Origin of the sequence: Thioalkalivibrio sp. ALE20 (assembly GCF_000381405.1) — a bacterium.
Taxonomy (GTDB): Bacteria; Pseudomonadota; Gammaproteobacteria; order Ectothiorhodospirales; family Ectothiorhodospiraceae; genus Thioalkalivibrio.
The window spans coordinates 88,841-102,002 of sequence record NZ_KB906471.1 but is presented as its reverse complement, the minus strand read 5'-3'; the positions used below and the strand labels follow the sequence as shown (position 1 = coordinate 102,002).

The following is a 13,162-nucleotide window of genomic DNA, read 5'->3' as shown; positions in this document are numbered from 1 at the left end:
GGCAGGATGCACGGCTCCGAGCTTTTGTGCCGGAACCGGTCCTCGGCGAGCGAACGGAGCACGCAGACGGAAGGCCATCCGGCTGGCCTGACGGCCGGTCGTCAGGCGAAGAGATCTTCCGGACGTTTTGCCGTCAGAATCCGCTCGGACCAGCGCAGCAACGTCTCCGAATCCGCCTGTTCGATTCGGGCACGATACGTTTCGGCCGCCTCGGCGCCGAAACGCATCTCCACCAGGCGCAGCAGCACGGCTTCCCCGCCTTCCTTGCGACCCTCTTCACGACCCTCTTCACGGCCCTCTTCACGACCCTCTTCACGGCCCAGTTCGCGTCCTTCCCTTCGCCCCTCCTCGATCCCCTGCTGCTTCCAGTCCCGGGTCCATTCCTCCACACGTTCCGCAAGCATGCTGCGTACCTCCTGCAAGTCCGCTACCTGTTCCAAGTCTACACCCGGCACGCGCGCCGGCAGCAACACGCGCTTGATCCACACCGTAAAACTCCGCCGCAGTCCCGTCTGTTCCGGACGGCGCAACCACGCCACCAGCCTCTCCAGGACCCGTTCCATGTCCTCCGGACGACGGCTGTTCTCCAGCGCAAACAGCGCCGCCGCAAGATTGCGCACCTCCGGCAGCCCGTCGTCCCGAAAACGGCTTTCGTCCAGCAGCAGATAACGCAACTGCGGGCGATAGCGTTCCAGACCGCCCGGAACCGTCTCGATCAGCTCTGCAACCTCCTCCGGCGCCTGCCAGCGGCGCGAACCGCTGTAGAGCACCACCGGCAACACCGGCGGCAATCGACCGGAAGCCGTCAATTGAGCGCCCTTGCGCAGATCCTCGTACAGCAGCCCCAGATAGGTCATCAGCCGGAGCGCCATGAACCGCTCCGGCGAGGACTGGAATTCCAGCAGCAGATACACATACAGCCACTGCCCGTCCCCCGCCCAACGCACGCGCCAGACCATGTCGTCCTCGCGCTCGCGCAGGTCCTCGCTGACGTAGCCGTCACTCACCCGGCTCAGCGTGGAAAAATCCAGCCGCTCCACCCATGGCTCGCGGACATACCCGCGAATGAGATCCGCCACCATCTCCGGGTGACTGAACAGCAGCTTGTACCCGTAATCGTGCCCACGGGCCCGGCCCGCAGCGTCCTTGTCCTGCCCCATCCCTGGGTCCTCCCTGATTGTGCGTGGCTCACAACTCTATCCCCGCTCGCGACACCGAACCAGAATCGCCGCCGAGATCACCGGCGGCGCCCGGGGCCCGCGCACCCCCCGCGCCAAACTGGCGCCCCGCATTCGAGCACTGGCAGCGGACGTTCCTGTGCATGCGCTGCGGGGACGTTCCGAAACGGGCAGGCATTGACGGAACGACTCCACTGGCTCAAGCACGCGGAATCGTGGCAGGCTCCCATGGCGCTGCCGTCCCCCGGTTTCTCAACGGGTCTTCCCGTTGCGGTCTCGGCGCACGAGGCCTTGAAAATAAGGCCGGTCGTGCAGTACATTAGCAACCCTTTCCGCCACGAGCGGTAGCGCATGACGTCCGGCAACCGGCACCACCCGCGATGCAGTCCCGCGACCCGCTGCCCGGGCGCACACGGGTGTACCGCGTTCGGGGGCGCATGAGGCGTTCGGGCGCGATCCGGTGGCTGCGGGCCGCCTGGCTGCTGGTGCTGCTGAGCCTGGCGGCCCCCGGGAGCTCGGCGCTCGCCGGGGCGCCCGAGTTCGAGGAGGTCTTCGATCAGCACGGGGTGGTGATGCTGTGGATCGAGCCGGAGTCCGGCGAGATCGTCGATGCCAACCCCGCCGCGGCGTCCTTCTACGGCTACTCGCGGGAAGAACTGCGTGGCATGCCGATCCAGCAGATCAACACCTTCACCCCGGAGCAGGTCGCCGAGGAACGCGAGCTGGCTGCACTCGAGGGGCGCAACTATTTCATCTTCCGCCACCGCCTGGCCGATGGCGAGATCCGCACCGTTGAAGTGCATTCCCATCCGTTCCCCTTCGGCGACCGTACCCTGCTGCTGTCGGTGATTCAGGACATCACCCCCGGCCGCAACCTCCAGCAGGGCCTCTGGCATTATCAGGAACGCTTGGAGGAAATGGTCGAGCTGCAGTCCACCGAGATCGTCGCCCGGGAGCGCCAGCTGCGGTACTGGCTGATCGGCGGCCTGGTGGTACTGTCCGTGCTGGTCGTCGCCCTGGCGCTGAACATCCGCCGGCGCCGCCGTATCGAAGAGCGCCTGCGGACCTTCAGCGAGGACTTTCACACCTTCCTCGACCAGACCACCGATTTCATCTATTTCAAGGACGCGCAAAGCCGCATCCGCTTCTGCAGCCAGCCGATGGCACGCGTCACCGGGCACGATGACTGGCGCGAGATGGTGGGCAAGCATGATCGCGAGATCTTCCCCGCGGATACCGCGCGGATCTACGAGGAGGAAGAGAAAGCCATCTTTGCCGAGGGCCGGCCGATACTCAATCGGGTCGACCCGTTCTACGATGCCGATGGCCGCCCGGGTTACGTGCAAACCCACAAGCGGCCGCTGTTCGACCCCCAGGGGCGAGTGCGCGGCGTGTTCGGCATCAGCCGCGACATCACCGAACACAAGCTCATCGAACAGATCCTCTCCACGCTCAACGGTGAACTGGCCCGGCTGGGCGGCGAGGAGTTCTTCCAGCGTGCCTGCCGCCTGCTGTGCGAATCGTTGGGGACCGAGATTGCCTTCGTTGGCCGCCTGGAGGAGGGGCAGCATCGGGTTGAGGCGTTTGCCGGCTGGGCCGACGGTCAGCCACTGACGCCCTTCCGCTACGATCTGGCTGGCGCCCCCTGTGCCAACGTGACGAAAGACGGTACCGCCTGTTACCCGGAGAACATCCGGAGCCTGTTCCCGCAGGACCACCTGCTCGAGGAGATGGACATCGAGGCCTATGTCGGCCACAACCTGATGGATCGGCAGGGCCGGGCCCTGGGGATCCTGGTGACCCTGAGTCGCCACCCGCTGAAAGAGCGCCTGCACGAACTGGCCCCCGCGATGCTCGGTCTGTTCGTCGACCGCGTCGCCTCCGAGATGCAGCGCAGCGAGGCCGAAGACCGGCTGATGCAGGCCGCCAGCGTCTTCCATCATGCCAACGAGGGGATCCTGATCACGGATCCGCAGGGCCGCATCCTCGACGTGAATGCCGCCTTCTCGCGCATCACCGGCTACCGGCGCGAGGAGGTGCTGGGCCGTAATCCGAGCATGCTGCAGTCCGGCAAGCACGACGAGGCCTTCTACGCGGACCTGTGGCAGACCCTCGAGGCCGAGGGGAGCTGGTCGGGCGAGGTATGGAACCGCCGCAAGGACGGCGAACTGTACGCCGAGATGCTGACCATCAGCGCGGTCCGCGATGGCGAGGGTGCGGTGCAGCGCTATGTGGGGCTGTTCTCGGACATCACCCCGCTGAAGGAGCAGCAGCGACAGCTTGAATACATGGCCCATTTCGACGCGCTCACCGAGCTGCCCAACCGGGTGCTGCTGGCGGATCGTCTGCATCAGGCCATGGCCCAGGAGGCGCGGCGTGGACAACAACTGGCGCTGGTCTACCTCGACCTGGACCGCTTCAAGGAGATCAACGACGGTCACGGCCACGAGGTGGGCGATCACATGCTGGTGGCACTGGCGGAGCGTCTGAAGGGATGCCTGCGCGAAGGCGATACGCTGGCGCGGCTGGGCGGCGACGAGTTCGTCGCGGTGCTGCTGGACCTGCCGGACATTGAATCCGCCCAGCCGCTGCTGCAGCGCCTGCGCGAGACCGCATCCCGCCCGGTGCACGACGGCAGGCACCACCTGCAGGTCACCGGCAGCCTCGGGGTCAGCCTGTATCCCCAGGCCGAACCCGTGGACGCCGACCAGCTGCTGCGCCAGGCGGACCAGGCGATGTACCAGGCCAAGCTGGCCGGCGGGGACCGCTACCACCTGTTCGATGTGGCATCCGACCGCAACCTGCGCGATCAGCACGAGGCCCTGGAGGCCATCCGTCAGGGCCTGGCGAACGACGAGTTCGTGCTCTTCTACCAGCCCAAGGTGTCGATGCGCAGCGGCGAACTGGTGGGGGCCGAAGCCCTGATCCGGTGGCAGCATCCGCAGCACGGCCTGCGGCCCCCGGGCGCATTCCTGCCGCAGCTGGAAGGCCATCCGCTGATGGTGGAGCTGGGCAACCGGGTGATCGAGATGGGGCTCGCGCAGATCGAACAGTGGCGCGAACAGGGCCGCCCGCTGACGGTCAGCGTCAACGTGGATGCGCTGCAGCTGAGCGACCCCGGTTTCATTGCCGGGCTGCGCGCCGCCCTCGCCCGCCATCCCGGGGTACTGCCCGGGGACCTGGAACTGGAAGTGGTCGAGACCAGCGCCCTGCACGACATCACCCACGTGTCGTCCCTGATCGAGGAGTGCCGGGAGCTGGGCGTACGTTTCTCGCTGGACGATTTCGGTACCGGCTATTCCTCGCTGTCCTATCTCAAGCGCCTGCCGGTCGAGACCCTCAAGATCGACCAGTCCTTCGTGCGCGACATGCTGTACGACCCGGACGATCTGTCCATCCTGCACGGGATCATCGGCCTGGCCGGGAGCTTCCAGCGCGAGGTGCTCGCCGAGGGAGTGGAGACCGAACTGCACGGCGAGATGCTGCTGCAGCTGGGCTGCGAGATGGCCCAGGGCTATGCCATCGCCCGCCCCATGCCCGCCGACCAGCTGCTGTCGTGGCAGGCGCAGTGGCAGCCGCACGCCAGCTGGACGCAGGCCACGCCGGTCGCGAACGAGCTGCGCCCGATGCTGTTCGGCATCGTCGCCCACCGCGCCTGGGTCAACTCGCTGCAGGAGTTCCTGCAGGACCGGACGGAATGGCCGCCCGAGCCGGATCCGCGACGGTGTCCGTTCGGTCGCTGGCTGCATGCCCATGACCCCGACGGCGACCGAATGCCGTCGATCCACGCCCTGCACGATCAGGTCCATCAGCTGGGCGATGAACTGGTCCGGCTCAAACACGAGAGCCACGCCGCACGGGCCCTCGCCCGGTTTGGCGAGATGGAGGCGCTGAGCCACCAGATGACCGGCGCGATCCGTGGCCTGATCGGCGCGCATGCGCCCCGGCCGGAAGAATGAAGCGGACATGTACATGGATCGACGCAGCTTTCTGGTCACCGCCGGCGCCACCCTCCCCGCCCTGCTGGGGGCCTGTGGCCGTCCGGACTCGCCGCTGGAGATCGCCGGCCACGTATGGCCGGGCTACGAGCCGATGTTCCTGGCTCGGTCCATGGGCTGGCTGGACCCCGACCGGGTCCGGCTGCGCAAGACCGCTTCCGCCAGCGAATCCATGCGCCGGCTGGCCGCGGGCGAAATCCATGGTGCGGCGCTGACCCTGGACGAGGTGCTGCGGGTGCGCGCCCGGGGGACGGATCTTCGCGTCGTGCTGGTCTTCAACATCTCCGCGGGGGCCGACATGGTGCTGGCGCGCCCCGCGATCGAGACCCTGGAGGCGCTGGCCGGGCGCCGGATCGGCGTGGAAGACTCGGCCCTGGGGGCCCTGATGCTCCACCACACCCTGGACGTGGCCGGCGTCGCCCGCGACGAGGTGGAAATGGTATCGCTGACCATCGACGAGCAGGAGGCCGCCTGGGAGCAGGATGACGTGGATGCCGTAGTGACCTATCAGCCCGTCGCCGACCGCCTGCTGGACAACGGCGCGCACGTCCTGTTCGACAGCCGGGCCATGCCGGACACAATCTTCGATGTCCTCGCGATCGAGGCCGGTCACCTGGAGCGTCGCGAACGATCGACCCGCCACCTGATCGCGGCGAATTTCCGTGCCCTGCATCACCTGCGCGCCAACCCGGTGGACGCGGGCTACCGCATGGCGGAACGCCTCGGAGTGCCCGGCCACCGGGCCATGGAAACCTTCCGCGGACTGGTGCTGCCGGATCCGGCCAGCAATCGCCGTCTGCTGGCCGGTGCCGATTCCCGGGTCCTGCAGGCGGCACGGGAGATCGCCGGCCTGCCGGCAGACGCGGACGCGCCGCTGGACCGCAACTTCGGGGATGAACTGATACGCCCCGATCTGCTGCCGCGCGAGGAGCCCCGATGAGATACGCGATCGGGATCGCAGTACCCCTGCTGGTCGCCGTGCTGATGCTTGCAGCGACGCCGGCGGTGGCCGAACGCAGCGTGACCGTGGGGATCCTGGCCTTCGAACCGGAGGATATGGCCCGCGAGCGCTGGGAGCCACTGATCGAACACCTGGACGCGCAACTGAAAGACGTGACCGTGGACGCGGTGATCGCCGATTACTCGGCCCTGGAGGAGAATCTGCGCAACAACCGGCTGGATTTCCTGCTGACCAACCCCAGCCACTACATTCGCATCCGCAGCGACAGCCATCTTTCGGGTGCTCTGGCGACCCTGGTCCCGCTGCACGAAGGGACACCGGTACGCGGCTTTGGCGGGGTCGCCTTCACCCGTGCCGAGAACGATCATATCCGCGACTGGGACGACGTCCCCGGGCAGCGGATCGCAGCCGTCCTCCAGGACTCGCTGGGCGGCTACCAGGCCCAGGCCCGGGAACTGCGCGAACTCGGCGCGACACCGCGTGATGAGGACATCGAGTTCACCGGCATGCCGCATGACCGGGTGGTGGAGCGGGTCCTGGACGGCGAGGCGGACGTTGGATTCGTGCGGATCGGGATCCTGGAACGCCTGCTGGAGACCGGCCAGATCGAGCCTGAAGAACTCCGTGTCATCGGACGGCAGGACATGGTGGATTTCCCGCTGGCCCTGTCCACGCGCGTCTATCCGGAGTGGCCGTTCGTGGCCCTCGAGCAGGTCCCGCGCGATCTCAGCCACCGCATGCTGATCGCCCTGCTGGAGCTGGACGGCCACCCGGGACCCGCGCAGGCCGCAGGCATCGACGGTTTCACCGTCCCCATGGACTACGAGCCGGTGGAAGAGCTGGCGCGCGAACTCCGGCTGCCGCCGTACGACGCGACCCCGGAGCTCACGGTGCAGGAATTCCTGGAAACCTACGGCCGCCAGGTGACCCTGGTACTGGTGGTCGCCAGTCTGATGCTCGTGTTGATCCTCGGCCTGGTGCTGGTGAACCGTCGCCTGACCACAGTGCGCCGGGAACTGGAAGACAAGGCGGCGGCGCTGGAGCGCAGCGAGACCCACGCGCGCGCACTGATGCGGGCCCTGCCGGACAGCCTGTTCCGGATGGACCGCGACGGCACCTTCATCGAATGCGAGGCCGTCTCGGAAGAGATGCTGCTGATGCCACCCGAGGAGTTTCTCGGGCGGCGCCTGGACGAACTGTTCCCGCCCGCCTATGCCGAACCGGGCACCCGGGCGATCCGCGAGGCGCTGAACAGCGGCGAGGTCCGCGACTTCGAATACGACACGACCGCACTGGGCATGCCCGGCCCTTTCGAGGCCCGGGTGGTCCCGCTGAACGACCGCGAAGTGCTGATGATCGTGCGCGACGTCAGCCAGCGTTTCGCGATGGAGGCTGCGCGCAGCGAGGAACGCCGCTTCCGCGAGAACCTGCTGGCCAGCCTCGGCGTAGGCGTGTTCGGCATCGACCGGGAGGGCCGTTTCACGTTCATCAACCCCACCGGATGCCGCCTGCTGGGGTTCGCCGATCAGAACGAGGCCCTGGGACGGGATTCCCACCAGACGGCGCATCACAGCCACCCGGACGGCTCCCATTATCCTGCGGAAGAATGCCCGATCCACGGAGTCCTGGTCAGCGGCGAGATGGTGGAAGGCTGGGAGGACCATTTCTGGCGTCAGGACGGCGAAGCCTTCCCGGTACTGGTCTACGCCTCGCCCATGCGGGACGATGCCGGTGAGTTGAGCGGCGTGGTGGTGTCGTTCCAGGACATTTCGATACGCAAGGCGATGGAGCGGGCCCTGGCCGACAGCGAGGCCCGCTTCCGCCTGGCCCAGGAGGCCGCGCGATTCGGCATCTGGGAATGGGATCTGGCGGAAGACCGGATCCACTGGGATGCACAGTGCTGGCGGATGCTGGGCGAGGACCCGGCGGAGGGCCGGTTGCTGGCCTACGAGGACTGGCGCAACCGGATCCACCGGGAGGATCTTGTCCAGGCGGAAGCGGAAGTACAGCGCCAGCTGGCCGAGGGCGGGAAGTTCTCCATCGAGTTCCGCTATCGCCTGGCGGACGGCGGCTGGCTGTGGACCCTCGGCCGGGGGCAGGTCATCGGGTGGAGTGCGCAAGGCGAACCGCGGCGGATGACGGGCATCCACGTCGACATCCAGCGGCTCAAGGGAACCGAGGCCGAGTTGCGCCAGCGCGAGAACGAGCTGGCCGAGGCCCAGCGCATCGCGCACATGGGCAACTGGATATCCGATTTCCGCTCCGGCGAGATCCGCTGGTCGGAGGAGGTCTACCGCATCTTCGGACTGGACCACGACCAATGGGGCGCAACCGAGGCGGCCTTCATGGAACGGGTCCACCCCGACGACCGCGACACGGTTCGCGCGGCCATCGATGCCTCGGTGAGCGGCCCGGGTGTGCCCTATCAAGTGGAACACCGGATCCTGCGCCCGGACGGCGAGGTCCGCACGGTCTACCAGCAGGGCGAGGTCGAATTCGACGACGAGGGCACGCCTCTGTGGATGCTCGGGACGGTGTTCGACATCACCGAACGCAAGGCCACGGAAGAAGCCCTGGCCCGGCGCCAGGCCGCCGACCGCGCGACCTCCGACATCGCCACTCGTCTGGTGACCCGACGCGACGTGGACCGGGCGACCGAGGAATCGCTGGCGGTGCTGGGGGAACTGCTGGGGGCCAGCCGGTCCGCGGTCCTGCTGCTGCGGCGCGACGGGTCGCTGATGGACAACACCCACGAATGGGCGGCCCCGGGCATTCGCCGGAAAAAGGATGAACTGCAGGCAATGAACCTGGACGAACTGCCGGCGTGGCGGCAACGGATGGAGCAGGGACAGCTGATGCAAATGCCGGGCGACGCCCACCCCGGCGAGAGCTCCTCCGCCGAACACGAGCTCATGTGGGCTCTGGGCGTCCAGGCAATGATGGCCGCCCCCCTGCAGGCCGCCGGCGAACCCGTGGGCCTGCTGGGTGTAGCGGACGTACACGGCACGGCATCCTGGGGGCCGGAGGACGCCGAGACCCTGCGGCACGTGGCCGACCTGCTGGGCAACGTGCTGGAACGCCACCGGGTGCAGCAGGCCCTGGAAGGGCTGAATCTGGAGCTGCGCCGCTCCAACGAGGAGCTGGAGCAGTTCGCCTACGGGGTATCCCACGATCTGCGCCAGCCGCTGCGCATGGTCAGCAGCTACCTGCAGCTGCTGGAGCGCAGCCTGGGCGAACGGCTGGATGCCGACCAGCAGCGTTTCCTCGGTTACGCCACCGAGGGCGCCCGACGCATGGACCGCATGATCGTGGGCCTGCTGGAATACTCCCGAGTTGGACGCAAGACCGACCCCATGGCCCCGCTGGACACCCGCGAGGTCCTGGACACCGCTCTGGCGTTCCTGCAGCCGGCAGTGACCGAAACATCCGCGCGCATCGACGTCGAAGGCGACTGGCCGCGCCTGGTCGCCAGCCAGGACGAGCTGGTACGCCTGCTGCAGAACCTGATCGACAATGCGCTGAAGTACGTGCCGGGCGACACGCGCCCCGAGGTCCGCATCGACGGACGCATCGATGGCGACCACTGGGAGGTCCGCGTGCGCGACAACGGGGTTGGCATCCCGCAGGATCAGGAGGATCGACTGTTCCGGGTCTTCTCGCGTCTGCACGGTCACGGGGAATATGAAGGCAGCGGCATCGGTCTGGCGCTGTGCCGCCGAATCGTGGAACATCACGGCGGCCGCATCGGCGCCGAATCGGACGGACCGGGACACGGCAGCACCTTCTGGTTCCGGATACCCCGCCGGACTCCGGAAGACGAGCGGACTGAAGACAACGCAGGCGCATGAAGGGGCCCGTGGAGAACACCCGATGAACGAGACCGCCGAACCGGTCACCGACGTCCTGCTGGTGGAAGACGAACCGGCGGACGTCCACCTGACGCGCATGGCCTTCGAGGAAGCCGGGGTCACCGCGCGCCTGCATCACGTGAACGACGTGCGCGAGGCCCTGCGGTTCCTGGCCGGCGAGCCACCGTACGACGAAGCCCCGCAGCCGGGGCTGATCCTGCTGGACCTGAACATGCCGCACATGGGCGGCCTGGAGTTCCTGCAGCGCCTGCGCGAGACCGACCAGGCCGACGCGATCCCGGTGGTCGTCCTGTCCACCTCGGATCTGGAACGCGACATCCGCGCGAGCCGGCAAAACGGGGCGGCCGACTACATGGTCAAGCCGCTGGACATGGAACAGTTCTGCGACCGTGTTCAGCGCCTGGCGAAGGACTGGAACCTGCCGCTGGTGGAGCACGCCCCGTCTCCGACGCCCGCCCCTTCCCCGACCGGGCATCGCGACGCCTCGCCGGAAGTGCCCCGAAAAGGCGGCGACCATGCAACGGCCCCGGCGGACACCCGCGGGGAGGGCGTGCCAGTGCTGCTGGTGGAAGACGACCCCGGGGACGCGGATCTGGTGCGCTTCGGCCTGCGCGGCTCGGCCCGCGAACACTTCGAGGTGACCTGGGTCGACCGGTTGTCGGCGGTGCCGCAGGCCCTGGACAAGGTTTCGCCCGCCATCGTTCTGCTCGACCTGTCACTGCCTGACAGCACCGGGGTGGACACCGTGCGCGCCGCACGCGAGTGGTTCCGGGACACGCCAATCATCGTGCTGACCGGTTACGACGACGAGGATTTCGCTCTCAGGACACTGGAAGCCGGGGCGGCGGACTACTTGGTCAAGGGTCGTATCGAGACCTCCGCCCTGGTGCGCGCGATCCGCTATGCCCGCAGCCGCGCGAGTCTGGAGGGACGTGTCCGCGAATCCGAGGCGCGCATGGCCGCCGCACTCGAAGGGGCCCATCTGGGCCTGTGGGACTGGCGGATCGACGAGGATTTGATGTTTTTCGACCGTCGCTGGGGCGAGCTCACCGGTCTGGCGGAGACGGAAGGTACGGGGTCCGTAGCGCTGTGGGACGGGGCGGTGCATCCGGATGACCGCGAGCGGCGGGACACCGCCCTGCAACGACACCTGAAAGGCGAAACCCCACGCTATTCGACGGAGTTCCGTGTACGTCGCCCGTCCGGCTCCGAGGCCTGGCTACAGGATGCCGGGCAAGTGATCGAACGCGACCGTGACCAGCGCGCCCGGCGAATTGTGGGCGTGGTCCAGGACATCACCGAACACAAACGAATGGAGCAGCGACTGGAAACGCTGGCGAGCACCGACCCCCTGACCGGGCTGGCCAACCGTCGGCTGTTCATGGACGAATTGGAGCGCGAATACGCGCGGATGCGCCGGGAACCGGGCTATGCCGCCGGCCTGCTGATGCTGGACATCGACCACTTCAAGCGTTTCAACGACCGCTATGGTCACGAGATCGGAGATCAGGTGCTGGTCGCATTCGCCGACTGCATCGCATCCGCGCTGCGGGCCGGCGACCGCGCCGCACGCCTGGGTGGCGAGGAATTCGCAATCCTGCTCCACGGGGCCTCGCCGGAAGACGCCGAGCACACCGCGGAGCGCGTACGGGCCCGGGTGGAGGCGATGGAGCCACAGACCGAACGCCCGGACACTGCCGGGGTAACCACCAGCATTGGCGTAACCATACTTCGCGCGGACGACAGGGGCGCCGACGATGCGCTACGGCGGGCCGATGACGGCCTCTACGCGGCAAAATCCCGGGGACGCAACTGCGTGGTCGTCAACGACAGCACCCGAGAGGAAGAGCCTCCGAAAGATTGAGACAGGTCATGGCAGCCCTGTGGGGAACCGGTCTATTTTTGTAGCAGGTGCGGCATTTACCACAGGGAGAGCGCCATGATTACCGAAATCCTGTTTCAGTCCCCGATCGGCATCCTGACCATTGCGACCCTGCTCGGCATCGTTGTCTTCCTCGGCTGGGTGGGCTATGTGGTCGTGCACAACGTGCGCGAGGCCGGCAAGAACAAGTAACCCGGCATCCCCGAACGCCCCGACGGGCATCGGCGTCGGATTCCCCTGAACGAAAAGGCCCCGCATCCGGGAACCCGGATGCGGGGCCTTTTGCTGCGGCACCACGGCCGCTCGGCGGGTCAGACGGGTCAGGTGTGCTGATCGCCGTGGTACAGACGCACCACGTGCTTCGCCTCGGCGAAGAACAGCCAGCGCTCCATTCCGACGCCGATCAGGGACGAGACCACCGCCAGCCAGGCGGTCGCTGCCGGGGCCCCCGTCAGGACCGCGGCGAACACCAGGGCCGGCACGATGAAGCCCAGCAGGAACACGGCCATCTTCAGCGTGTCGGTGGTGTTCTTGCCCGGGTCGTAGCCGAACTCGTCGGTCAGAAAGGTGCCGGCGGTGTGGCCGGTATCCAGCAGCCGGACGGTGGCGCGGTTAAAGGTGGTGGCGGTGTTGATGGTCGGGCCGCTCACGCGCGAGATCCAGAAGTAGTAGATCCCCTTGAGGACCGCGGCGATCAGCAGCATCACGATGGCCACGCCGGCGTGCATCGCGGTGGCGTTGTCAAAGGCGCTGGCAATGGCTGCATAGGCGACCGCGCCGGTGGCCACGCCCAGCATGATGTAATTGGCCGGGGTCAGCGCGGTGTTCCACTGGCGGATGGTCTTCAGGCAGCCGTAGATCATGCCGGTCGAGAACAGCGTGATCACGGCGAGGATCGCGGCCACCAGGCCGGCCACCATGCCCAGCGGGCCGATCTCCGGACCGAACAGCAACACGCAGAGGCCATAGACCAGCGCAAACGGATAGAACAGCACGGCAAACACCGCCTCGCGCGAGAGCCAGGAGGTCCTGAAGCGCATGAACGAACGCCAGGCGTTCTTCTTGTTCGCCAGGTGGCCGGTGGAAAGGAGCAGGCCGAAGGTAATCAGGCCCAGCGCGGCAACGCCGTGGGCGATCAGTTCACCGTGGCTCATCGCCGGACCGATGCCGGCCAGATGAAAGATTACCAGCAGGACGAACAGACCATAGCCGGCGCCCGAAGTGACCGTGAACAGGATGACGGAAAGTGCAGGATGCATGGTGTTTTCTCCCCG

Annotated in this window: 7 protein-coding genes; 5 read left to right on the top strand and 2 right to left on the bottom strand. The window is 67.3% G+C overall.

Annotated features, from left to right (window positions below):
• Positions 1–101: 101 nt before the first annotated feature.
• Positions 102–1,160 carry an Rpn family recombination-promoting nuclease/putative transposase gene (locus F790_RS0100495; protein WP_019590564.1) on the bottom strand — a complete coding sequence of 353 codons (1,059 nt, stop codon included), beginning with the start codon at positions 1,158–1,160 and terminating at the stop codon, positions 102–104.
• Between the two features lie 398 nt (positions 1,161–1,558).
• On the opposite strand from F790_RS0100495, the gene F790_RS0100490 reads away from it, so the two are divergent.
• The 5 genes from F790_RS0100490 to F790_RS14930 all read left to right on the top strand — a co-directional run bounded on the left by F790_RS0100490 (position 1,559) and on the right by F790_RS14930 (position 12,080).
• Positions 1,559–5,137, top strand: coding sequence for an EAL domain-containing protein (locus tag F790_RS0100490; protein ID WP_019590563.1), 3,579 nt, complete (start codon positions 1,559–1,561; stop codon positions 5,135–5,137).
• Positions 5,138–5,144: 7 nt separating this feature from the next.
• The gene (locus F790_RS0100485) at positions 5,145–6,116 is read left to right on the top strand and encodes an ABC transporter substrate-binding protein (RefSeq protein WP_026332810.1); all 972 of its coding nucleotides are present in this window, start codon (positions 5,145–5,147) and stop codon (positions 6,114–6,116) included.
• Entirely contained in the window at positions 6,113–9,985 is a 3,873-nt protein-coding gene (locus F790_RS0100480) for a PAS domain-containing protein (RefSeq protein ID WP_019590561.1), read from the top strand. Before F790_RS0100485 ends, F790_RS0100480 begins: the two co-directional genes overlap by 4 nt.
• Positions 9,986–10,007: 22 nt before the next feature.
• Positions 10,008–11,870, top strand: a complete 1,863-nt coding sequence (locus F790_RS0100475; protein ID WP_019590560.1) for a diguanylate cyclase — start codon at positions 10,008–10,010, stop codon at positions 11,868–11,870.
• Positions 11,871–11,945: 75 nt separating this feature from the next.
• The gene (locus F790_RS14930; RefSeq protein WP_018869066.1) at positions 11,946–12,080 is read left to right on the top strand and encodes a hypothetical protein; all 135 of its coding nucleotides are present in this window, start codon (positions 11,946–11,948) and stop codon (positions 12,078–12,080) included.
• 128 nt (positions 12,081–12,208) lie between these two features.
• Here the strand turns inward: F790_RS14930 and F790_RS0100465 are convergent, their stop codons facing one another.
• Entirely contained in the window at positions 12,209–13,147 is a 939-nt protein-coding gene (locus tag F790_RS0100465; protein WP_019021578.1) for a DmsC/YnfH family molybdoenzyme membrane anchor subunit, read from the bottom strand.
• Positions 13,148–13,162 lie beyond the last annotated feature (15 nt).

Excerpts from the sequence above, each read along its gene's own strand:
- F790_RS0100465 (WP_019021578.1), bottom strand. The coding sequence starts at position 13,147 with ATGCATCCTGCACTTTCCGTCATCCTGTTCACGGTCACTTCGGGCGCC.
- F790_RS0100490 (WP_019590563.1), top strand. The coding sequence starts at position 1,559 with ATGCAGTCCCGCGACCCGCTGCCCGGGCGCACACGGGTGTACCGCGTT.
- F790_RS14930 (WP_018869066.1), top strand. The coding sequence starts at position 11,946 with ATGATTACCGAAATCCTGTTTCAGTCCCCGATCGGCATCCTGACCATT.
- F790_RS0100485 (WP_026332810.1), top strand. The coding sequence starts at position 5,145 with ATGTACATGGATCGACGCAGCTTTCTGGTCACCGCCGGCGCCACCCTC.
- F790_RS0100475 (WP_019590560.1), top strand. The coding sequence starts at position 10,008 with ATGAACGAGACCGCCGAACCGGTCACCGACGTCCTGCTGGTGGAAGAC.
- F790_RS0100495 (WP_019590564.1), bottom strand. The coding sequence starts at position 1,160 with ATGGGGCAGGACAAGGACGCTGCGGGCCGGGCCCGTGGGCACGATTAC.
- F790_RS0100480 (WP_019590561.1), top strand. The coding sequence starts at position 6,113 with ATGAGATACGCGATCGGGATCGCAGTACCCCTGCTGGTCGCCGTGCTG.